General features: G+C 73.5%; 21 protein-coding genes. 15 read left to right on the forward strand and 6 right to left on the reverse strand.

Annotated features, from left to right (window positions below):
• Window positions 1-5: 5 nt before the first annotated feature.
• A complete protein-coding gene (locus tag BLW63_RS10545; RefSeq protein ID WP_091155103.1) occupies window positions 6-1,016 on the reverse strand; it encodes an iron-containing redox enzyme family protein in 1,011 nt (336 codons plus the stop codon).
• 77 nt (window positions 1,017-1,093) lie between these two features.
• On the opposite strand from BLW63_RS10545, the gene BLW63_RS10550 reads away from it, so the two are divergent.
• The 9 genes from BLW63_RS10550 (at window position 1,094) to BLW63_RS10590 (ending at window position 11,044) form a co-directional block, all read left to right on the forward strand.
• Window positions 1,094-1,942, forward strand: a complete 849-nt coding sequence (locus BLW63_RS10550; RefSeq protein ID WP_091155105.1) for an SDR family oxidoreductase — start codon at window positions 1,094-1,096, stop codon at window positions 1,940-1,942.
• 143 nt (window positions 1,943-2,085) lie between these two features.
• Window positions 2,086-3,819, forward strand: a complete 1,734-nt coding sequence (locus tag BLW63_RS10555; RefSeq protein ID WP_091155110.1) for a bifunctional metallophosphatase/5'-nucleotidase — start codon at window positions 2,086-2,088, stop codon at window positions 3,817-3,819.
• A gap of 92 nt (window positions 3,820-3,911) precedes the next feature.
• On the forward strand, window positions 3,912-4,523 hold the full coding sequence (locus BLW63_RS10560) for a hypothetical protein (RefSeq protein ID WP_091155112.1): 612 nt from the start codon (window positions 3,912-3,914) through the stop codon (window positions 4,521-4,523).
• 95 nt (window positions 4,524-4,618) lie between these two features.
• Complete coding sequence (locus BLW63_RS10565; RefSeq protein WP_091155116.1) at window positions 4,619-5,482, forward strand: FAD binding domain-containing protein; 864 nt, start codon at window positions 4,619-4,621, stop codon at window positions 5,480-5,482.
• Window positions 5,482-5,952, forward strand: a complete 471-nt coding sequence (locus BLW63_RS10570; protein WP_091155119.1) for a (2Fe-2S)-binding protein — start codon at window positions 5,482-5,484, stop codon at window positions 5,950-5,952. Before BLW63_RS10565 ends, BLW63_RS10570 begins: the two co-directional genes overlap by 1 nt.
• Window positions 5,949-8,231 carry a xanthine dehydrogenase subunit D gene (gene pucD, locus BLW63_RS10575; protein ID WP_091155122.1) on the forward strand — a complete coding sequence of 761 codons (2,283 nt, stop codon included), beginning with the start codon at window positions 5,949-5,951 and terminating at the stop codon, window positions 8,229-8,231. Before BLW63_RS10570 ends, pucD begins: the two co-directional genes overlap by 4 nt.
• Window positions 8,232-8,263: 32 nt before the next feature.
• Complete coding sequence (locus BLW63_RS10580) at window positions 8,264-9,334, forward strand: s-methyl-5-thioribose-1-phosphate isomerase (protein WP_211517076.1); 1,071 nt, start codon at window positions 8,264-8,266, stop codon at window positions 9,332-9,334.
• Window positions 9,331-9,972: a class II aldolase/adducin family protein gene (locus tag BLW63_RS10585; RefSeq protein WP_091155127.1), complete on the forward strand. Its 642-nt coding sequence runs from the start codon at window positions 9,331-9,333 to the stop codon at window positions 9,970-9,972. The genes BLW63_RS10580 and BLW63_RS10585 overlap by 4 nt, the downstream gene beginning before the upstream one ends.
• 460 nt (window positions 9,973-10,432) lie before the next feature.
• Window positions 10,433-11,044: a hypothetical protein gene (locus tag BLW63_RS10590; RefSeq protein ID WP_139263520.1), complete on the forward strand. Its 612-nt coding sequence runs from the start codon at window positions 10,433-10,435 to the stop codon at window positions 11,042-11,044.
• A gap of 147 nt (window positions 11,045-11,191) precedes the next feature.
• On the opposite strand, the gene BLW63_RS26780 is transcribed toward BLW63_RS10590, so the two are convergent.
• Window positions 11,192-11,329 (reverse strand): hypothetical protein, encoded by a 138-nt coding sequence (locus BLW63_RS26780; RefSeq protein ID WP_170856725.1) that lies wholly within the window; start codon window positions 11,327-11,329, stop codon window positions 11,192-11,194.
• 377 nt (window positions 11,330-11,706) lie between these two features.
• Here BLW63_RS26780 and BLW63_RS10600 point away from each other — a divergent pair, with 377 nt between their 5' ends.
• The 5 genes from BLW63_RS10600 (at window position 11,707) to BLW63_RS10620 (ending at window position 15,730) form a co-directional block, all read left to right on the forward strand.
• Complete coding sequence (locus BLW63_RS10600) at window positions 11,707-12,228, forward strand: TIGR03618 family F420-dependent PPOX class oxidoreductase (RefSeq protein WP_091155137.1); 522 nt, start codon at window positions 11,707-11,709, stop codon at window positions 12,226-12,228.
• A gap of 79 nt (window positions 12,229-12,307) precedes the next feature.
• Entirely contained in the window at window positions 12,308-12,550 is a 243-nt protein-coding gene (locus BLW63_RS10605; protein WP_244522493.1) for a hypothetical protein, read from the forward strand.
• 277 nt (window positions 12,551-12,827) lie between these two features.
• Window positions 12,828-14,993: a carbon starvation CstA family protein gene (locus BLW63_RS10610; RefSeq protein WP_244522494.1), complete on the forward strand. Its 2,166-nt coding sequence runs from the start codon at window positions 12,828-12,830 to the stop codon at window positions 14,991-14,993.
• Window positions 14,990-15,202: a CstA-like transporter-associated (seleno)protein gene (locus BLW63_RS10615; RefSeq protein ID WP_091155144.1), complete on the forward strand. Its 213-nt coding sequence runs from the start codon at window positions 14,990-14,992 to the stop codon at window positions 15,200-15,202. The genes BLW63_RS10610 and BLW63_RS10615 overlap by 4 nt, the downstream gene beginning before the upstream one ends.
• Window positions 15,203-15,394: 192 nt before the next feature.
• Window positions 15,395-15,730 carry a hypothetical protein gene (locus BLW63_RS10620; RefSeq protein WP_091155148.1) on the forward strand — a complete coding sequence of 112 codons (336 nt, stop codon included), beginning with the start codon at window positions 15,395-15,397 and terminating at the stop codon, window positions 15,728-15,730.
• Window positions 15,731-15,868: 138 nt separating this feature from the next.
• Here the strand turns inward: BLW63_RS10620 and BLW63_RS10625 are convergent, their stop codons facing one another.
• From BLW63_RS10625 to glnA, 3 genes are all read right to left on the reverse strand, one after another.
• Window positions 15,869-17,392 (reverse strand): phospholipid carrier-dependent glycosyltransferase, encoded by a 1,524-nt coding sequence (locus tag BLW63_RS10625; RefSeq protein WP_091155152.1) that lies wholly within the window; start codon window positions 17,390-17,392, stop codon window positions 15,869-15,871.
• Window positions 17,389-18,927 carry an NAD(P)/FAD-dependent oxidoreductase gene (locus BLW63_RS10630; protein WP_091155155.1) on the reverse strand — a complete coding sequence of 513 codons (1,539 nt, stop codon included), beginning with the start codon at window positions 18,925-18,927 and terminating at the stop codon, window positions 17,389-17,391. Before BLW63_RS10630 ends, BLW63_RS10625 begins: the two co-directional genes overlap by 4 nt.
• Window positions 18,928-19,134: 207 nt before the next feature.
• Window positions 19,135-20,568: a type I glutamate--ammonia ligase gene (gene glnA / locus BLW63_RS10635; RefSeq protein ID WP_091155163.1), complete on the reverse strand. Its 1,434-nt coding sequence runs from the start codon at window positions 20,566-20,568 to the stop codon at window positions 19,135-19,137.
• A 166-nt stretch (window positions 20,569-20,734) separates the two neighbouring features.
• On the opposite strand from glnA, the gene BLW63_RS10640 reads away from it, so the two are divergent.
• On the forward strand, window positions 20,735-21,154 hold the full coding sequence (locus tag BLW63_RS10640) for an RDD family protein (protein WP_091155167.1): 420 nt from the start codon (window positions 20,735-20,737) through the stop codon (window positions 21,152-21,154).
• A 219-nt stretch (window positions 21,155-21,373) separates the two neighbouring features.
• Here the strand turns inward: BLW63_RS10640 and BLW63_RS10645 are convergent, their stop codons facing one another.
• A complete protein-coding gene (locus tag BLW63_RS10645; RefSeq protein WP_091155172.1) occupies window positions 21,374-22,183 on the reverse strand; it encodes a DUF4191 domain-containing protein in 810 nt (269 codons plus the stop codon).
• Between the last annotated feature and the right edge of the window lie 5 nt (window positions 22,184-22,188).

Below are 22,188 nucleotides of genomic sequence, written 5' to 3' on the forward strand. Positions count from 1 at the left end.
CGGGTTCAGGCCGCCAGCGCGCGCTCCCGGCGCAGGGCCGACCGGCCGGCCTCCCAGGCGCCGAGCAGGTGGCGGGCCGCCAGGCCGTCCATCGCCAGCGAGCACGCCGCCCCGAAGAGGACGTCGGCGGTGAGCGCGGGCTCGTCGGCCACCAGCGAGCCGCACATGTCCACCGAGGCGATCTGCTCGTGGACGGCGTCGGCCTCGACGTGCTCGTCGTAGAACACGGTCGTCGCCCCGTCGAAGCCCAGCCGGCGCAGCCCCGCCGCATAACGGCGGGAGGGCTCGGAGGAGGTCATCTCCACGCACGCCAGGTGCCCCAGCGCCGCGCCGCGCCAGCGCCGGTGCAGGCCGAACAGCGACATGGTGTTGACCGAGGCGAACGCGGCGGCCGGGGCGTCGTCCCACAGCGCGCCGTAGCCGGCGTCGAGACCGAGGTCGCACATCATGCCGGCGAACAGCTGGCTGTGCATGCGCTCGGCCGACCCGCCGCCGTACTCGTCGGCCTGGATCTCCACCATCGCCGCCTTCGCCCGCCCGGACAGCCGGGGGACGGCGAAGGTGTGCGGGTCGGCCTCCTTGAGGTGGTACACCGAGCGGAGCGTGAGGTACTCGTGCCACTGCTCCAGCGAGCCGCTGCGCGACATGTACGTCGACAGCGAGGGGCCGTCGTCGGCCGCGATGAGCGCGGTGAGCTGCCGGTCGACCGGCTCGTCGGTGACCTCGGGCTCCCCGACCAGCGCGCGCAGCGCCGCGGTGTGCGCCCGCTCCAGGTGGGCGCGCAACCGCAGCAGGTCCGGGTCCCACTCCCAGTCCTCGCCGACGTCGTCGAACCCGCGGTAGTGCAGCTCGTAGCAGATGGCGAGCGCCAGCTGGAGGTCCTCGTCGGCGAGCGGGTCGGTCGCGGCGGACGCCGTCCGCTCGGCGAGCTCGACGGTCGCGGGGGCCAGCGTGCCGCTGGTCAGGTCGGTGCAGAGGGCGGAGGTCAGGGGTCCCCGGGGCTCGGGCAGGCGCATGGTTCCTCCCATGCCCACCGCCGGGCCCGTCGATGCACCTCGGGGGTGTGGTGTCCGTCCACGGGTAGAGGGGGTCCATGGATGCCAGCTCCCCGGCCCGCGTTGTCCTCGTCACCGGTGGCAGTGCCGGCATCGGCCGCAGCACCGTGAACCGGCTGGCCCGCGACGGCGCCCGGGTGGTGACCTGCGCCCGGGGAGGCGACCGGCTGGAGCAGGCCGCCGGCGGGCTGCCCGGGGTGAGCACGGTCGTGGCCGACGTCGCGGACGCCGCCGACCGCGACCGGCTGCTCGACCGCGTCCTCGACGAGCACGGGCGGCTCGACGCCGTCGTCCTCAACGCCGGGCTCGGGTGGGCCGGGCTGGTGGAGGACATGCCCGGGGACGCCGTCGAGCGGCTGATCGGGCTGAACCTGACCGGCGTCGTACAGCTGACCCGCAGCGCCCTCCCGCACCTGCTGAGCGCGGCGGCGCAGCGGGGGAGGGCCGACGTCGTCACCGTCGCCTCCGCGGCGGCGTGGTCGCAGGTGCCCCCGCTGACCGTCTACTCGGCGACCAAGGCCGGGGTGCGGGGGTTCGTCAAGGGGCTGCGCCGGGAGGTGACCGCCCGGGGCGTGCGGGTGCACACGGTCAACCCGGGTCCGGTGCGGACCGAGTGGCTGGCCCGCGGGCACGGCTCGCCACCGGTGTCGGACGACGACGCCCGCGGCCGGCTCTCGCCCGGCGTGCACCCCGACCGGGTGGCCGACCAGGTGGCGGGCTGCCTGACCTCGCCCTGGTCGCGCACGGTCGCCGTCCCGCGGTGGATGGGGCTGGCCCGGCTGGGCGAGGTGCCGCCGGTGGACCGGGTGCTGGACCTGGTGCTCTCCCGGCAGGCCGACCGGATCCGCCGGATCGCGGCGCGGATGGTGGCGGAGCGCACCGGCTGACCCGGCGGCGCCTGGACGGGCCGGTCGCGGGGCAGCAGGCTGTTGTCCCGCCGGATCCACGGCCGACACGCGACGTCCACCTCCCACTACCTAGAGTCGGGTGTCGGACCGGAACGGTTCGGCCTGCCTCCCTGGGAGAACCGATGCGACCGACCGTCCGCCGCGCCACTGTCGCGGCCGCCGTGACGACCACCCTGGCCGGGCTCACCGTGGCCGCGGCCGTGCCCGCCGGCGCCGAGCCGGGCGCCGCGCCCGCCGGACCCGAGCCGGTCGAGCTGCAGCTGCTGGCTTTGAACGACTTCCACGGCGCCCTCGAGCCGCCGACCGGTTCCGGCGGCCGGGTGCAGACCGGGCCGGACCCCGACGGCTCCGGGTCCGCGACCGCGCCCACGGTGGACGCCGGCGGTGTGGAATACCTGAGCACCCAGCTGGCCGCTCTGGCCGAGGAGCAGCCCAGGAAGAACACCGTCACTGTCGCCGCCGGCGACCTGATCGGTGCCACGCCGCTGCTGTCGGCCGCGTTCCACGACGAGCCGACCATCGAGGCCCTCGGCCTGGCCGGCCTGGACTACGCCAGCGTCGGCAACCACGAGTTCGACGAGGGCGCGACCGAGCTGCTGCGCATCCAGAACGGCGGCTGCCACCCGGTCGACGGCTGCACCGACGGCACCCCCTACGAGGGTGCGGACTTCCGGTACCTGTCGGCCAACGCCTTCGTCACCGAGACGGGGGAGCCGCTACTGGCGCCCTACGCGATCGAGAACGTCCAAGGCGTGAAGGTGGGCTTCATCGGCATGACGCTGGAGGGCACCGGCGCCATCGTCAGTCAGGAGGGCGTGGCCGGGCTGGAGTTCGTCGACGAGGTCGAGACGGCCAACCGGTACGCCGCCGAGCTGCAGGAGCAGGGGGTCGAGGCGATCGTCGTCCTGCTGCACGAGGGCGGCTCGCAGACCGGGGAGGGCGCCTGGGACGTCGACGGGTGCAACGGCCTCACCGGTCCGATCGTCGACATCGCCAACGGCATGTCCGACGCCATCGACGTCGTGGTGAGCGGGCACACCCACCAGGCCTACACCTGCCAGGCCGACGGCAAGGTCGTCACCAGTGCCGGCAGCAACGGGCGCCTCGTGACCGACATCGACCTCCAGCTGGACCGGCGCACCGGGGACGTCGTCGACGGCAGCCAGCGGGTGGACAACGTCGTCGTCGAGCGCGCCGTCGCCGCGGACCAGCAGCAGACCGCGCTGATCGCCCGCTACCGCGAGGCGCTCGGCCCGATCGCCACCGAGGTCGTCGGCCAGGCCACGGCCGACATCACCCGGACCGCGGCACCCTCCGGCGAGTTCCCCCTGGGCAACCTCATCGCCGACGCCCAGCTCGCCGACACGCGGGACGAGGGCGCCGTCGCCGCCTTCATGAACCCCGGCGGGGTGCGCGCCGACCTCGGCGCCGGCGACGTCACCTACGAGGAGGCCTTCACCGTCCAGCCGTTCGCCAACAACCTGGTGACGCTGGGGCTGACCGGGGCCCAGCTGGACTGCCTGCTCGAGCAGCAGTACGTCGTCAACCGGGTGCTGCAGCCCTCGGCGACCGTCGGATACACCGTCACCCCCACCGCCCCGGCCGGCACCGCCGCCGACCCCTGCTCCGGGCAGCGGGTCGACGGTCTGACGATCGACGGCGTCGCCGTCGACCCGGCCGCCACGTACCAGGTCACGGTGAACAGCTTCCTCGCCGGCGGCGGGGACGGCTTCACCGTGCTGACCGAGGGGACCGGACCGGTCACCAGCTCGATCGACCTGGACGCCTTCGTGGCCTACCTGCAGGCCACCCGGCCGGTCAGCCCGCCCGCGACGGACCGGATCACCGTGGGTTGATCCCGGTACTCCCAGCACGCCACGGCGGCGGATCCCTCGCGGGGGTCGCCGCCGTGGCGTTTCGGCACCCGCGCCTCCTGGGCACGGGAGAGGTGACCGCCGACCCCGACCGGGAGGACGCCGAGACCGTGCGCCACCTCCGAGCCACCGCTGCCGCCGCCCCGCTGATCGCCTTCGCCGCCTGCGCGTCCCTGGCCACCGGCCCGGCTCCCACGGCGGTCGACGTCTCGCCCGCCGCGCAGGCGGTTCCCGCGACCCGGCAGGGCGGCGACGGGAACGGCTGCGCCAGCCCCGCCGGCTACCGGGTGCGGTACCCCGCCGACTGGTCGACCAACGAGGCCGGCGTGCTGCCGCCCTGCAGCTGGTTCGGGCCCGGCGAGGTCGTCGTCCCCGAGGCCTCCGACGTCCGCACCGCACCGGTCACGCTGCAGGTCGTCGACGCGCCCCTCGCGCAGGTCGCCGGGCCGTTGCCGGACGAGGTGTCGCGCACCGAGGTCGAGGTCGGCGGCCGGCCGGCGGTGCGCACCGAGCAGGTGACGACGCTGGGCCTGTACCCCGAGGGCACGCACATCACGACGTGGGCCCTCGACCTGGACGGCCGCACCCTGGTCGCCGACGCCGTCGAGCTGCCCGGCGGCGACCACGAGCGCGCGGTCGCCGTCCTCGACGAGATGGTGTGCACCCTGGAGCCGACCGTCCGCTGACCCGCCGCGTCGGCCCGGCGCGACGCACCGTCCCCTGTTCGTAACGTCCCTCGTGCACAGTGCTCGCAGACCGAGCGGGGGGACGAGGAGAGGCGATGGACTTCCTGCAGCCGTCGTCGTGGCACGAGGCACTGGCGATCCGGGCCGAGCGGCCCGACGCGCTGCCGATTGCCGGCGGTACCGACGTCATGGTCGAGCTCAACTTCGACCGCCGCCGTCCCGGCGCCCTCCTGGACCTGACCCGCGTCGGCGAGCTGCGCGAGTGGTCGGTCGAGGACGGCGGCAGGGTGCGGCTCGGGGCCGGCGTCCCCTACGCCCGGGTGATCGGCGAGCTCGGCGACCGGCTGCCCGGCCTGGCGATGGCCGCGCGCACCGTGGGCTCGCCGCAGATCCGGGTGCGCGGCACGGTCGGCGGCAACCTGGGGTCGGCGTCCCCGGCCGGCGACGCGCACCCGCCGCTGCTCGCCGCGGGCGCGGAGGTCGAGGTGGCCTCCGCCGCCCGCGGCACCCGGCGGGTCCCCGTGGCGGACTACTTCACCGGCGTCAAGCGCAACGTCCTGGAGCCCGACGAGCTCATCGCCGCCGTCCTGGTGCCGACGGCCGCCGGGCCGCAGCAGTTCTGCAAGGTCGGCACCCGCAACGCCATGGTCATCTCGGTGTCGGCGTTCGCCCTCGCCCTGCACCCCGACCGGCAGGCCGTCGGCACCGGCATCGGGTCGGCCGCGCCCACCCCGCGGTGCGCCCCCGAGGCCGAGGAGTTCCTCGCCGGCGAGCTGGACTGGGCCGCCCGCCGGCCGCTGCCCGAGGGCCTGGCGCGGGCCTTCGGCGAGCGGGTGGCCGCCGCGGCCGCACCCATCGACGACGTCCGGGGGACGGCGGCCTACCGGCGGCACTCGCTCGCCGTGCTGGCCCGCCGCGCCGTCACCTGGGCCTGGGACGACCTGAGGAGGGCCGCCTGATGCGCGTCACCACGACCGTCAACGGCACCGAGCGCACCGCGGACGACGTCTGGCCGGGGGAGAGCCTGCTGTACCTGCTGCGCGAGCGGCTGGGCCTGCCCGGCGCCAAGAACGCCTGCGAGCAGGGGGAGTGCGGCTCCTGCACCGTCTACCTCGACGGCGAGCCGGTGTGCGCCTGCCTGGTCGCGGCGGGGCAGGCGATCGGCCGCGAGGTCACCACCGTCGAGGGGCTGGCCGACGGGCAGTCGCTGCACCCGGTACAGGAGGCCTTCGTCGAGGCCGGGGCCGTCCAGTGCGGCTTCTGCACGCCCGGCCTCGTCGTGGCCGCGCACGACCTGCTGGCCCGGGTGCCCGAGCCGTCGGACCCGGAGATCCGCGAGGCGCTGGCCGGCAACCTGTGCCGCTGCACCGGCTACGAGAAGATCCTCGACGCCGTCCGGCTGGCCGCCCGGCGGCAGGCGACCCGATGACCACCACGCAGACCGGCGCCCGCACCGCCGGCCGGATCGGCGACAACGCGCAGCGCCCCGACGGCACCCTTAAGGTCACCGGCGAGTTCGCCTACGCCAGCGACCTCTGGCACGACGACATGGTCTGGGGCGTCACGCTGCGCAGCCCGCACCCGCACGCCCGCATCCGCCGCATCGACGTCGCCGAGGCGCTTGCCGTACCGGGCGTCAGCGCCGTCCTCACCGCCGACGACGTCCCCGGCGAGAACGCCTACGGCCTCGAGCACGCCGACCAGCCGGTGCTCGCCGCCGACGTCGTGCGCTACGAGGGCGAGCCGGTGGCGCTGGTCGCCGCCGACCACCCCGAGACCGCGCGCCGGGCGGCGGCGCGCATCCGCGTCGACTACGAGGTGCTGCCCGCCCTCACCGACCCGCGCCGGGCCCTGGACGACGACGCGCCGGAGGTGCACCCCGGCGGCAACCTGGTCCGCCACCTGCGGGTGCGCCGCGGCGACCCCGCGCCCACGGCGCCGGTCGTGGTGAGCCTCGACTTCGAGGTCGGCATGCAGGACCAGGCCTTCCTCGGGCCGGAGTCCGGGCTCGCCGTCCCGGCCGAGGACGGCGGCGTCGACCTCTACGTCGCCACCCAGTGGCTGCACGTCGACCAGCGGCAGGTGTGCCTGGCCCTCGGCATGCCGCCCGGGAAGGTGCGGCTGACGCTGGCCGGCGTCGGCGGCGCGTTCGGCGGCCGGGAGGACCTCTCGGTGCACGTGCACGCCTGCCTGCTGGCGCTGCGGACCGGCCGGCCGGTGAAGATGAGCTACGGCCGCGAGGAGTCCTTCCACGGCCACGTGCACCGGCACCCGGCGACGATGACCTACGAGTTCGGCGCCGAGCGCGACGGCACCCTGGTCTACGCCAGGGCCGACGTGCTGCTCGACGGCGGCGCGTACGCCTCCTCGACCGCCGCCGTGGTCGGCAACGCCGGGCTGCTGGGCCTGGGCCCCTACCGCATCCCGTCGGTGGCCGTAGACGCGTACGGGGTGTTCACCCACAACCCGCCGTGCGGTGCGATGCGCGGCTTCGGCTGCGTGCAGGCGGCGTTCGCGCACGAGGCGCTGATGGACGAGCTCGCCGCCGCCGTCGGCGTCTCACCGGTGGAGATCCGGCAGCGCAACGGCATGCGCGAGGGCGACCGCACCACCACCGGCCAGGTCATCGACTCCGCCGCCCCGGTCGCCGAGCTGCTGGAGCGAGTCGCCGCGATGCCACTGCCGCCGCCGCTGGAGACCTCCGACCTGCGGAACCTGCCCGGCGCGGTCGGCAACACCACGCACGGCGAGGGCGTCCGCCGCGGCGTCGGCTACGCGGTGACCTACAAGAACGTCGGCTTCTCCGAGGGCTTCGACGACTACTCGACCGCACGGGTGCGGCTGCAGGTGGTCGCCGGCGAGGCGGTGGCCACCGTGCACACCGCGGCTGCCGAGGTCGGCCAGGGCCTGGTCACCGTGCAGCAGCAGATCGCCCGCACCGAGCTGGGCGTGGAACGGGTGGTCGTCGTCCCGGCCGACACCACGGTGGGCTCGGCGGGGTCGACGTCGGCGTCCCGGCAGACCTACGTCACGGGCGGGGCGGTGAAGGCCGCCTGCGAGGCGGTGCGGACGGCGGTGCTGCAGCGGGCCGCCGTCGCGCTGGGCGGGCCGGTGGCCGGGCTGGCGCTGGACGGCGACAAGGTCGTCGGTGCCGGCGGCGAGGTGCTCGCCGGGCTGGCCGACCTCCTGGGGGACGACGCGGTCGAGGAGACCGTCGAGTGGCGGCACCGGCCCACCCACGCCGTCGACCCGGAGACCGGCCAGGGCGACGCGCACGTGCAGTTCGCCTTCTCGGCGCACCGTGCGGTGGTCGACGTCGACGTCGAGCTCGGCCTGGTGAAGGTGGTCGCGCTCGACACCGCCCAGGACGTCGGCCGGGCGCTCAATCCCGACGCCGTCGTCGGCCAGATCCAGGGCGGATCCGCGCAGGGCATGGGGCTGGCGCTCATGGAGGAGGTGGTGGTGGCCGACGGCCACGTGCGCAACCCGTCGTTCACCGACTACCTGCTGCCGACGATCCTCGACATGCCGCCGATGCGGGTGGAGGTGCTCGAGTACGCCGACCCGCACGCGCCCTACGGCGTCCGCGGGGTGGGAGAGCCGCCGACCATCTCGTCGGGCCCGGCGGTCGCCGCCGCGGTGCGCGTCGCCTGCGGGAGGCCGCTGCGCCGGGTGCCGATCCGGCCGGAGCATGTCACGGGGACCTAGCCGAGGCCCGCTCCAGCCACGATCATCGTCGGGTGGCTGTCCCCGCCGGCGTGTCGGCCGACCACCTGACGACGATCACGACGGACGTCCCGGTCCCGACCCTGGTCGGGCAGAGCGTCGTCGTCGAGCCGGACACCGTCCGGATCCTGGACCGCCGCGTCTTCCCGCTCGAGCGGACCTGGGTGACCTGCCGCAGCCACGAGGACGTGGCCCGGGCGATCGAGGAGATGGTCACCCAGAGCCTCGGCCCGCTGTTCGCGGCCGCCGGCGGGATGACGCTCGCGGCCCGGGAGGCCGACCGGCTCCCGACGGCACGCGCGCGGCGGGAGTTCCTGACCGGTGCCGGCCGCCGGCTGGTCGCCACCCGGCCGACCAACAACGCCATCCGGGACGTCGTGGCCGAGCTGCTGACGGTCGCGTCCGCCACCGTGGACGCCGGGGAGCTGCCGGGGCCCGCCGTCGAGCGCGCCGCCCGGGTGGTCGCGGAACGGCACCGGGCCGGCCACCGGCGGCTCGGGGAGCACGCTGCCGCGCTGATCCCGGACGGCGCCACGGTCCTCACCCACTGCTGGGCGGAGTCCTACCTCACCGAGACCGTCGCGGCGGTGCTGCGCTCGGGCAAGCGCATCGACGCCGTGTGCACCGAGACGCGGCCCTACCTGCAGGGCGCCCGCCTGACGGCGGAGAGCCTCGCGGAGATGGGCGTCCCCACGCGGCTGGTCACCGACGGCATGCCTGCACACCTCATGAGCCGCGGCGACGTCACCACCTTCGTGACCGGCGCCGACCGCGTCACCATGGACGGCTCGGTCGTGAACAAGATCGGCACCCTGCAGATCGCGATCGCCGCGCACACCTTCGGCGTGCCGTACCTGGCGCTCGTCCAGGCCCCGGACCGGCACGCGCCGGACGCGGCCGCCGTCGAGCTCGAGGACCGGGACGGGCGGGAGGTGCTGCACTGCCTCGGCCACCGCACGGCGTCGGGATCCGTCACCGGTGTCTACCCGGCCTTCGACGTGACCCCGCCGCGGTTCGTCGGCGTCGTGGTCACCGACCGCGGGCGGTTCGCGCCGTCCGACGTGGCCTCCTACTTCGCCGCATGAGGGCACCCGCGACCCGCGACGAGGCGGTCGGCCAGCTCGTCGAGGTCGGCCGCCTGGCGGTGGAGCGCGGGCTGGTGCTGGCCAGCGGCGGCAACCTCTCCGCCCGGCTGCCGGGGGAGACCGAGTTCGTGGTGACCGCGGCCGGCACGTGGCTCGACCGGCTGACCTCCGCGGACTTCAGCGTGGTGACCCTGGACGGCGCGGTCACCCCCGGTGCCCCGAAGCCGTCGAGCGAGTGGAAGCTGCACCAGCGCACGTACCGGGCCCGCCCGGACGTGAACGCCGTCGTCCACCTGCACCCGCAGCACGCCGTCCTGGTCGACGCCCTCGGCCACCGGATCCGGCTGATCACCCTCGACCACGCCTGGTACGTCCGGTCGGTCGGCACGGTCCCGTACTCCCCGAACGGCTCCGATGAGCTCGCCGACGGGGCTGCCGAGCAGGCGCGGCAGCACGACTGCATCGTCCTGTCCCACCACGGCTGCTCGGCGCTGGGACCGGACGTCGGCATGGCCTTCCGACGGGCGCTCAACCTGGAGGAGGCGGCCACGGCCACCTACCGCGCCCTGCTGCTCGGCGACACGGGCTGCACCTTCCCGCCGGAGGGCCTCGCCGGCCTCCGTCACGACCCGCCGTGACCCGGACCACCGGCTGACCGCCTCCTCGAGGTGGTCGGGCGCGCAGAGGAGGACGTCGCGATCGTCGGCCACGACGACGTGCCGATCGCTCGTGAGGTCCCGATCCCGCTCGGCACCGTGCGCAGCCCGCTGCGGGAGGGGTGAGCAGACCGTGACCGCGCTCTGCGCCCGGCTGGAAGGAGGACATCGGAGTGGTCCGGCTGGCGCCCGAGAGGATCCGTCGGGCCTCCAGCGTCCGGGTCCGACGTGAGTAGGCGCACCTGAGGCGTGACAAGCCGCTGCGCCCATCGCGCCGAGTGCACCGATCGGTACGCGACCGATGGGGGCCGGCGGCCATCGGCGGTGACCCCGGACACAGAAAGGTCGTGCGGATCTCCAACGGATCGCAGTGATGCCCCGTACGTACAGGTGACCCGCGCCTGCCGGGTCGGGACGATGGGCCACACCGAAGGAGCTCCTCATGCGACTGGCAATCCGGACCGCAGTGATCACGACCATGGGCGTTGCCGCGCTGGGACTGGGCGCCTCCCCTGCGCTGGCCCACGGTGGCTACGGCGGTGGCGACGGCGGCAGCTACGGCGGCGTGCGCGCCACCTCCTACATCAACCCCGACAACGGCATGCCGACGGAGAACCCGGACGTCGAGGACGACTCGTCCTGCGCCCGGCCCGACCAGAAGGACCGGCAGCAGCTCAGCGACCGGGGTGCGACGAACCGCAACGTGCACAACGACGCCTGCTTCCTCGACCGCAAGGGCCAGAAGAAGAACGGCCCGGCCTCCTTCCAGAGCTCCGGGGTCGGCTACATCAGCGCCTGCCCCGACCCGGACGGTGCCGGCCCCGAGTACGCGAAACTGTCGGACACCGACCGCGACGGCCGGATGGACCTGTGCTTCCAGTCCAGCTACCAGCAGACCGGCAAGCCCGGTGACCTCGAGTTCCACGCCCGGCTGAACAACGACAGCAAGCCCGGCACCCAGTACGTGGTGTGGTGCGCGGATGCGGATCGCGACGGCTGCCGTGACGAGCGGGTGAAGGACGACATCCGCATCGAGTGGACCAAGAAGGGTTGATCTCGTCCGGGTGCGCTCCTCGTCGGGCCCCTGATCCGGCCCGACGGGGAGCCGGGGTCCCGCGCGGCCACAGCCGGTCGCCGAGGAACGGCCCCGGGGACGCCGGGAGTTCACGGACCTGCACGATCCGCGGAGCGCCCGCAGTGATCAGCCGCGGACGGCGTCGAGGTAGTCGGGGTAGGCCGCGGCGACGTCCTCGACCTCGACGATGTCGGGGAAGTCGGCCGCGTCCTGGTGACCGAGGAGGAAGCGGACGGTCCGCCGGACCAGCTCCTCGTCGTCCACGTCCAGGCCGAGCTCCTCGCGGAGCCCGGGCTGAGCCGGAACCAGGACTCCGTCTCCGCGCCGTCGTCGCGCAGCCGCACGAGGAACTCGGACTCGCCCTGCGTCTCGATCTCGAAGGGGTCGGTCATGTCCCCTCGCCTACCCAGCGGGCGGCCCGGGCACCGCCCGAGGCGCCGGGTGGCCGGCCTCCCCGCATGGCGGGCCGCCCGGAGCGGTCGGCGTCCGGCCGGCGGCGGGGACGGCTCCTTGTGGACGGCGACAAGCCCGGCGCCTGCGAGTGGTGACCTTACCGGTCGACGGACGCGGAGTCGCTGGTTAGCGTCCCGGCGAGCCCGTCCGCGACGGAGCGGACGGCCGTGACGTGGGGAGACGCACGCATGGCGATCACAGTGGCGAAGTTCCGGGACGTCGCCGACGGTACGCAGCCCGGCCAGTTCCAGGTGGGGGACCACGAGGCGGTCGACAGCCTCGAGGACCTGGATCCCGTCTACAAGCAGCTCATCGACGAGCCGGTCACGGCGGTCGTCGCGGTCATGGGCTCGACCGGGCGACCCAACCTCACCCCCGTCTGGTTCGACTACGAGGGCAACACGGTCCTGCTGAACCTCGCCACCCACCGCAAGAAGGTCGACTGGCTGCGCGCCGACCCCCAGGCGACCTTCCTGCTCATGAACCCGGCCAACCCCTACCACTGGCTCAGCATCAAGGCCACGGTCACCCGGGAGATCTCCGAGGACGACCCGGAGGAGGGCCCGCGGGTGACCGCGCAGCTCGACCGCATCTGGCGGAAGTACACGGGCGACGAGGGGTCCTACGGGTTGCGCGACCCCGGTCGCGACGAGCGGCGGGTGCTGTTCGAGCTGCGCGTCGACACGATCGCCACCTTCGGTCGCCCCTGAGACGGCCCGGCCGCCGGGCCCACGGTCGCCGGGCTCGGAACCGGTTCGCCGGAGCCCGGCCTCGGCCAGGCTCGGAGGCATGACCGACGCCTCCGGACCGCCCTTCCGCGCCGACCACGTCGGCAGCGTCCCGCGCCCGCAGCGCCTGCTCGACGCCCGCGCCCGCTACGCCGCCGGCGAGATCGACGCGGCCGAGCTGCGCGGCATCGAGGACGAGGCGATCACCGACGTCGTCCGGCTGCAGGGGGACGTCGGCCTGCGGAGCAGCTGGCGCTGTCTCCGCAGTGCGGGTTCTCCTCGACCTTGGAGGGCAACGCGCTGACCCGCGACGAGCAGGTCGCCGAGCTGGCGCTCGTCGTCGAGACGCCCAGGAGGTCTGGGGCCACGCCTGATGGGTCACGGGCCGGTCACGACCCGGCCGCGACCAGGTTCCTGGCTGGTGGGACGGGCCGCGCCCTTGGCATGCTCGCTGGGTCCACGGAGACGGCGTCGTCCGGGCGCCGTCCGCGCATGCAGGGAGGACGAACGTGTCCACCACCGTCAGCAGGTCCGACACCGACGGAGGACCCCCGGGAGGGGCCGGCCGTCGCCGTCCGACGTTGAAGAGCGTCCTGGTGTGGACGGCGGTGGCGATCGTCGGCGCCGTCGCCTGGACGGTGCTCGCGCTGGCACGCGGGGAGACCGTCTCGGCCCTCTGGATCCTCTTCGCCGCGCTCTGCTCCTACGCGATCGCCTACCGCTTCTACGCCCGGTTCATCGCCTACCGGGTCCTCAGGGTCGATGACCGGCGGGCCACCCCGGCCGAGCGGCTGCACAACGGCATCGACTTCGACGTGACCGACCGGCGGGTGCTGTTCGGCCACCACTTCGCCGCGATCGCCGGCGCCGGCCCGCTGGTCGGGCCCGTGCTCGCCGCGCAGATGGGTTACCTACCGGGCACCATCTGGATCGTCGTCGGCGTCATCTTCGCTGGCGCGGTGCAGGACATGACGGTGCTGTTCTTCTCGATGCGCCGCAACGGCAAGAGCCTGGGCCAGATGGTGCGCGAGGAGATCGGCATCGTCGGCGGCATCGCGGCGCTCATCGCCGTCTTCGCCATCATGATCATCATCCTGGCCGTCCTCGCGCTGATCGTCGTCAACGCGCTCGCCGAGTCCCCGTGGGGCGTGTTCTCCATCGCCCTGACCATCCCGATCGCCCTGTTCATGGGCGTCTACCTGCGGATCATCCGGCCAGGCCGCGTCCTCGAGGCCACCGCCATCGGCGTCGTCCTGCTGCTGGCCGCGGTCATCGGCGGCGGCCTGATCGACGACACCGGGCTCGGTGAGGCGCTGACCCTCTCCAAGGAGTGGCTGGTCCTCGCCCTGGTGGTCTACGGGTTCGTGGCCTCGGTGCTGCCGGTGTGGCTGCTGCTCACCCCGCGCGACTACCTGTCGACGTTCATGAAGATCGGTGTCATCGTCCTGCTCGCCATCGGCCTGCTCCTGGCCCGGCCGGTGCTGCAGGCCGACGCGGTCAGCGAGTTCGCCCGGGAGGGCACCGGCCCGGTCTTCGCCGGGTCGCTGTTCCCGTTCGTCTTCATCACCATCGCCTGCGGCGCGCTGTCGGGCTTCCACGCCCTGATCTCGTCCGGGACGACGCCGAAGATGGTCGCCAAGGAGAGCCAGGTCCGCCTCATCGGCTACGGCGGCATGCTCATGGAGTCCTTCGTCGCCATCAGCGCCCTGATCGCGGCGGTGGTCATCGACCAGGGGCTCTACTTCGCGATGAACGCGCCGGCCGGCGTCACCGGCGGCACGGCGGAGAGCGCCGCCTCCTACGTCAACGGGCTGGGTTTCGACACCACGGCGCAGGACCTGGCAGCGGCCTCCGCGGCGATCCAGGAGCCGAGCCTGGTCTCCCGCACCGGCGGCGCGCCGACCCTGGCCGTCGGCATCGCCAACATCCTGTCGCAGGCGTTCGGCGCCGGGATGGCGGCCTTCTGGTACCACTTCGCGATCATGTTCGAGGCGCTGTTCATCCTCACCGCCGTCGACGCCGGCACCCGCGTGGGCCGGTTCATGCTCCAGGACACGATCGGCAACGTCTGGAAGCGCTTCGGCGACCTGTCCTGGCGGCCCGGCAACATCATGGCCAGCGCCGTGGTGGTCGCGCTGTGGGGCTACATCCTCTACGTCGGGGTCACCGACCCCCTCGGTGGCGTCAACCAGCTCTTCCCGCTGTTCGGCATCGCCAACCAGCTGCTGGCCGGCATCGCCCTGACCCTCGTCACCGTGCTGCTGATCAAGCACGGCAAGGCGAAGTACGCCTGGGTCACCGGGATCCCGCTGGCCTGGGACCTCATCATCACGATGACGGCGAGCTGGCAGAAGGTGTTCTCGGCCGACCCGAGGGTCGGCTACTTCGCGCAGCGGCAGCGGTACGCCGACGCCCAAGCGGCGGGGGAGCTCCTGGCACCGGCGCAGGACGCCGACCAGATGGACCGGATCATCTACAACTCGACGCTGAACGGCGTGCTGCAGGCCGTCTTCGCGCTGTTGGTCCTCGTGGTGGTGGTGAACGCCGTCGTCGTGATCGCCCGGGCGCTCCGGGCCCGCGGCGCGGTGCCGACCACCGAGGAGCCGGCAGTGCCGTCGTCGATCGTCGAGCCCGCCGGCCTGTTCGCGACCGCGGAGGAGAAGCGCGCCATGGCCGAGCAGGAGCGGCTGGTCGGCGCGGGCGCGCGGGGCCACGGCACCTTCACGCAGGAGGGTCCGTCGCGGTGACCGGGGGGAACGCCACCGCCGTCCGGTCAGCTGTCACCCGGGCTCTGAGAGGGGTGCACTGGTACCTCAAGGAGCTCACCGGAGAGGCGCGGTGGGACGACTACCTGCGGCACTGCTCCGAGCACGGGCACCAGCCGATGAGCCGGCGGGAATTCGAGCGGCGCCGCGCCGACGAGCGGGAGCGCAACCCGGTCAGCCGCTGCTGCTGAGCCGCTGACGACCGCGGCCCCGGCCCCCTGCCGAGGGGACCGGGGCCGCGGTGCGTCCCGGGCCGGCTCGCCCGTCACGGGAAACCCGCGGCGTCACACCCATGTGCGGAGCCCGTCCACCCGGCGCGCGGGGCTGCCGAGATCGGGGGCACGTTGCCGTGGCCCCACGGGCCCGTCCGAGAGGTGGCACCCGTGTCCGTGCCGTCGTCGCCCGACCGTCGCCGCACCGAGCTGTCCACCGGCATGTCCCTGCTCGCCAGCGCGGCTGCCGATCTCGGGGTGGGCGCCCAGCCCGAGGTCCGCGTGCTGCGGGACGGCCGGCTCTGGCTCGCCGAGCTGGGGAGGGCGGTGACCGCGGCGGACGTCTACCAGGCCGCCCGCGGCCTGGTCGCCGCCCAGCTCGAGGCGATCGCCGACGTCTCGGGCCGGCCGGTGGAGGACCACGCACTCGCCTGGCTGGTGACCCTGCAGGCCAACGAGGTCATGGTCGGTCTCGACGACCTCGACCTGGAGGGTGACGCGGCCTGAAGAAGGACCTCCCTGCCCCCCGCCACTCGCCAGCTCGCGGCGGGACCCTGCAGGGAGGCCGTTCCAGCACCTCACGAGGCTCGCGGCGAGCCTCTGGACGGGGCCGGGCCAGCGACGGGGCTGCAGGGGTTCGGTCCCTCAGCCGGCCGCGGGCGCGGGCTCGGGACGGGGCTCCTCCGCGGGGCCCGGCTCCTCCCGCCGTCGTCGCAGCGTGACCCCGCGCAGCGCCAGCGCGGCGGCCGGCGGCAGGACGGCCAGCGTGGGCAGCACGTAGCGGAAGTCGAACGAGGCGGTCGCCGCGGGCCCCACCATGAGGGTGAGCCCGATCAGCGCCAGCAGCGCCGGGTCCAGCCGGTCCCGCCACCCACGCCGGCGCAGGAAGAGGGCACCGAGGCCGACCAGCATGCACACGCCGAGCAGCGGGCCGGGTGTGTAGAAGTAGCGCTGGTAGGAGCGCAGGTCGCCGACCATCTCCTCGTCGTAGCCAAAGGGGCCGGGGGCGAGCACCGGCGTGCAGTCGTACTGCTCCACCGGCTCGGGCCGGGGGAACGCCCACCACGTCGGGCAGGTGTCCTGCGGGCCCGAGACCCGGCCGGGCTCGACGTAGTGCACGGTCTCGGAGAGCAGCTGGCGGAGGTAGTCCCACGGCTGCCCAGCGATCGCGATCGTGGCGAACTCCGCGAGCTCCTCCTCCGACCACACCCGCTCGCCGTCGACCACGGCGTTGGCCGGGCTGTCGGCGAACCAGACGAACTGGTCGCCGGGGCGGCGCTCCTCGGGCGGCAGGTCTGGGCACAGCGGCTGCAGCCGCTCGGGCACGTCCAGCTCCTCGCACTGGACGAAGGTGGCGACCCGCCCGTAGAGGAAGTGGCCGGTGTAGTCGGTGAGCCCGAACGAGCCGTGCACGCTGCCGAACCAGGCGGCGTAGGGCACCAGCACCGCCGCGACGCCGCCGAGGAACGCCACGACCGCCGGCCAGCGCAGCGTCCGGACCAGCAGCCGGACGACGAGGTAGACGAACACCACGCCGACGAGAAACAGCCCCACCGTGCGGGTGAGCGTCAGCAGGCCCAGGACGGCGCCGACCGCCGCGACCAGCGGGGGTCCCGGCCGCTCACGGACCAGCAGGAGCACCAGCGCGACGGCCATGAGGAACACGAAGAGCGTCTCGGCCAGGATGAAGTGCTCGACGTTAAGCAGGTAGGCGTCGAACCCCAGCGGCAGGACGGCGAGCAGGCTCAGCCAGCGGGGGACGCCGCGGCGCTGCAGCAGCGCGTAGACCAGCACCACGACCGCCAGGCCGAGCACGTGCTGGACGATCGCCACCTCGCGGAACGTGGTGACCGGGTTCAGCAGGGCCAGGAAGGCCGAGTAGCCCCACGGCCGGTCGACGGCGGGCTCGACCCACTCGGCCCGGTCGACGTAGGTGCCCGAGTCGGGGAACCACAGCGCCGTCGAGTACGCCGCGGTCACGTAGCCGCGCGCGACCGCGGCGAGGGCGAGCACGACGAGGAAGACGGCGTGCCGGCGGACCAGCCGCAGCGCGCGGGCCACCGGTCCGGGACGCGGGGCGTCAGCCACCCCGGACGCGGACGCGCCCGCCGCCGGCGCGGGGTCCTCGAGGGACTCCGGCCGGCGGCGGGCGCCGGGTGCCTGCGTCACGCCGCGGTGGGGCGGGGACTCCCGTGGTCGTCCGCCGTGGCGTCCGAGCGCTTCGACGAGACCTCCTCGTGGTAGTCCTCCTCCACGTTGACGTCCCAGATGTCGTGCTTGGTGCCGTCGGCGATGTTCTGGACGGTCAGCATCGCCGTCATCATCGAGTGGTCCTGGTTGTTGTAGCGGAACATGCCGTTGCGCCCGACCGGGTGCAGGTTCGGCGTGTTCGTCTCCATCCAGCGCCGGATGACCTCGACGTTGTCCTTGTACCCGGCGTCGTAGAAGGGGTAGGCCTTCGGCATCCGGACGACGAAGCCGCGCTCGACGTCAGCGGCCTCGGCCAGCCCCAGCTGCTCGAGCTCGCGGGCGCCCTGGGCGATGAGCTCCTCGTCGGACCGGTTCCAGGTGTCGTCGCCGACGTTGACGAAGAACTCCAGGCCCAGGCAGGTGCGCCCGTCCTTGACCAGGTACGGCGACCACGAGCCGAAGTTCTGGATGCGGCCGACCTGGACGTCGGGGGAGTGGATGTAGATCCAGTTGTCCGGGAAGCCCGCCTCGACCGGGAGCACGAGCGCCACGGTGAGGAAGTCCCGGTACTTCAGGCCGTCGGCCGCCGCCAGCACCTCCGCCGGGGGCTTGGGGTCGAGGGCGTGCACCAACGAGGAGAACGGCATCGAGCTGATGACCTGGTCGGCCTCGTAGTGCTTCTCGGCGCCGATGTCGGTGCGGCTGGCGTCGGGTGCGCCCGCGCCGGAGCCGTAGCCGCCGGTGACCTCCGTGGTCAGGCCGGTGACCCCGCGACCGGGCTCCCAGTGCACGGTGCGGACCTTCTCCTCCATGACCACCGTGCCGCCGCGCTCCTGCACCTTGCGCGCCGCGGTCTCCCACATCATCCCGGGCCCGTACTTGGGGTACTGGAACTCCTCGATGAGAGAGGTGATCTCCTTCTGGTTGCGCTTGGGGGTCAGCGCGTTGATCACCGCGCCGGTCAGCGAAAGGTTCTTGATCCGCTGGGCGGCGAAGTCGGCCGGCAGCTGGTCGACCGGGACGCCCCAGAGCTTCTCGTTGTAGGTCTTGAAGAAGTGCTCGTAGAGGCGCTTGCCGAAGCGGGCGACGATCCAGCCCTCGAGGGTGTCCTGGTTCTTCGGCGGGCGGATCCGCGCCCACAGGTAGGACGCCACGCACCGCACCGCCTCGACCGGGCCGAGGTTGCCGAGGGCGTTGCCGGCCTTGAGCGGGTAGTCGTAGAGCTTGCCGTCGTAGAAGATGCGGCTCATCCGCGGCCGGAGCAGGAAGTCCTCGTCGGGGAGGATCTCGTGCCAGAGGGCCTCCACCTCGGGGACCTTGGTGAAGAACCGGTGACCGCCGATGTCGAAGCGCCAGCCCTCCCGCTCGGCGGTGCGGCTGATCCCGCCCACCATCGAGTCACCCTCCAGCACGGTGACCGGCACCTGGCGACGGACCAGCTCGTAGGCAGCGGTCAGCCCGGCGGGGCCGGCGCCGATCACGGCCACGCTGCTGCGGTTGCCGTCGGTGGTCATGAACTCTCGCCTTCTCGCTGTTGGACCCGCGGCGACGAGGTCCGGACGACTCGGATCGTCCCGGACGACCTCGTCCCCGGGAAATGACACATCGACCTGCACGGTACCGGGGGTCGCTGCCGGGCGGCCGGGCCGCCTGGTGCCGCGGACGCACCGCGGCCCCCGTCCTCGCGGGGAGGACGGGGGCCGCGACGAGGACCGCGCAGGTCAAATGTCGTAGTACATCGCGAACTCGTGCGGGTGCGGGCGCAGCCGGATCGGGTCGATCTCGTTCTCCCGCTTGTACTCGATCCACGTCTCGATCAGGTCGGGGGTGAACACCCCGCCGTCGACCAGGTACTCGTGGTCGACCTCGAGCCGGTCGAGGACGGCGTCCAGCGAGGCCGGCACCTTCTCGATGCCGAGGGCCTCCTCGGGCGGCAGCTCGTAGAGGTCCTTGTCGACCGGCGCCGGCGGCTCGATCTTGTTCTTGATGCCGTCGAGGCCGGCCATCAGCATCGCCGAGAAGGCGAGGTAGGGGTTGGCCGACGGGTCGGGCACGCGGAACTCGATGCGCTTGGCCTTGGGGCTGTCGCCGGAGATCGGGATGCGGCAGCAGGCCGAGCGGTTGCGGGCCGAGTAGACCAGGTTGATCGGGGCCTCGTAGCCGGGCACCAGGCGGTGGTAGCTGTTCACCGTCGGGTTGGTGAAGGCCAGCAGCGACGGAGCGTGGGCCAGCAGGCCGCCGATGTAGTGGCGGGCGGTGTCGGACAGGCCCGCGTAGCCGGTCTCGGCGTGGAAGAGCGGCTCGCCGTCCTTCCAGAGCGACTGGTGGCAGTGCATGCCCGAGCCGTTGTCGCCGTAGAGGGGCTTGGGCATGAAGGTGGCGGTCTTGCCGGCGGCCCAGGCGGTGTTCTTAACGATGTACTTGAACAGCATCAGGCTGTCGGCCGAGCGCAGCAGCGTGTCGAACTTGTAGTTGATCTCGGCCTGGCCGCCGGTGCCCACCTCGTGGTGGCCGCGTTCGAGCTCGAGGCCCGCGCGGGTCAGGTTGAGCATCATGTCGGCGCGCAGGTCGCTCTGGTGGTCGTAGGGCTCGACCGGGAAGTAGCCGCCCTTGGGGCGGGTCTTGTAGCCCAGGTTCGGGCCGCCGTTCTCGCCGGTCAGCGAGCCGGAGTTCCAGGAGCCCTCGACCGCGTCGATGTGGTAGTAGCCCTCGTTGATGCCGGTCGAGTGCCGGACCGAGTCGAAGACGTAGAACTCCGCCTCCGGGCCGAAGTAGGCGGCGTCGGCGATGCCGCTGCTGGCGAGATACGCCTCGGCCTTCTTCGCCACGTTCCGCGGGTCACGGCTGTAGGCCTCGCGGGTGATCGGGTCGTGGATGAAGAAGTTGATGTTGAGCGTGCGGTGCTTGCGGAACGGGTCCACGAAGGCGCTGTTGGCGTCGGGGAGCAGGAGCATGTCCGACTCGTTGATCGCCTGGAAGCCGCGGATCGAGGAGCCGTCGAACCCGAGACCCTCGGAGAACGTGTCCTCGCCGAACGTCGACGCGGGGATCGTGAAGTGCTGCATGACGCCGGGCAGGTCGCAGAAGCGGACGTCGACGAACTCGACGTCGTTGTCGCGGATGTAGGTGGCGACCTCGTCGGGACTGGTGAACATCGATCCTCCGGGTTGGGGCGGACAGCCGGTGACGAACCTACGAGCGGGCGGTTGCCCTCGGGTGTCTCGAGTGTTTCGGGCCGGTAACAACGCCCCACGGCGTGTCGCCGTCGACGTTCCCGCCGGTCGGGCAGGCGTCCTGCAGGCGCCTCCTACGCTGAAGGCCATGGTCGGGGACGCGCAGCCACCCTCTCAGCAACGCCCGCGCGGCGCCGCACTGGGTCTGCCCGCCGCCGGGCCCGGCTCGCTGGCCTCCTTCAGCTCCCGGATCGGCGCCTTCCTCGTCGACGCCGTGGCCGCGGCACTGGTCGCGGGCCTGGTCACCGCGCCCTCGTTGCCCGGCAACTGGAGCCTTCTGCCGTTCGGGGTGATCACCGTGGGCACGCTCGTGGCCTTCGGCCAGACCCCGGGGATGCGGCTCCTGGGGCTGCGGCTGGCGCACCCGCGGGCGGGCGAGCGGCTGGCGCTGTGGCGGGCCGTCGTCCGGACGGGGTTGCTCATGCTGCTCGTGCCCGCGCTCGTGGTGGACGCCGACGGCCGCGGGCTGCACGACCGGCTGACCGACACCGCCGTCGTCCGGGACTGAGTTCTTGGCGATCCTCCGGATCGCACGGCGGCCAGGAGCCGTCCCCGGCCACCGCTGAGCCCAGCCCGGCGCTCGCTCGCGGGAGCCTCCGGCCCCCACTCCTCGCACCGCCTCGCGGGGGGCCGCCGGTGGCCGCCGCGGCCAGGAGCCGTCCCCGGCCACCGCTGAGCCCAGCCCGGCGCTCGCTCGCTCGCTCGCTCGCTCGCGGGAGCCTCCGGCCTACCTGCGGCGGACCTGGCGCTGGCTGACGGTCATCTGCCGGCCGCCGGGGAGGGGGCCGCCGGGCACCGGCATCCGCGCGCCGCCGAGCGCGGCGACCCGCTTGCGCAGCGCGTTGAGCTCTCCGCCGGAGAGGTTGCGCGGCAGCTTCATCACGTGGGCGCTGAGCTTGCGCAGCGGCACCTGGCCCTCCTCGTCGCCGACCAGGACGTCGTAGATGGGGGCGTCACCGGCGATCCGGGCGATGCGCTTCTTCTCCTGGGCCAGCAGCGGGCGCACCCGCGACGGCGACCCCTCGCCGACCAGGATCACGCCCGGGCGGCCCAGCACCCGGTGGATGGCGTCGAGCTGCGTGGTGCCCGCGACGCCGGCGTTGACCTGCCAGTCGCCGCGCATGCCCTCGAGGACCCACGCCGCGGCACCGGCCTGGCCCTCGACCTGGCGGTAGGCCGAGCCCTGCGCGCGGCGGCCGAAGACGATCATCGCGGCCAGCGCGCCGAAGAGGATCGCGATGGGCAGGAAGAGGAACGGCGCCCCGAAGAGGATGGCGATCAGCTCGATGACCGCGGCCACCGCCACGAAGGCGATGAGCATGACCCAGGGCAGCTTGGGGTCGTTCTTCCGGGTCAGGGAGTAGGCCTGCTTGATCATGCGGACCTGGTTGCCGACCCTCTTGAGCCGGCCGACCTTGGGCCGGCCGTCCCCGCCGGCCTTGGTGGCGCCCCGGCCGCGGCCCCGGGGACCGGGCCCGGTGGCGGCCTTGCCGGTGCCGGGCGGCGCGGAGGGGTCGGTGGGCCTGCTGCGTGCCATGTCCC

Source organism: Geodermatophilus africanus, assembly GCF_900107105.1.
Taxonomy (GTDB): Bacteria; Actinomycetota; Actinomycetes; order Mycobacteriales; family Geodermatophilaceae; genus Geodermatophilus; species Geodermatophilus africanus.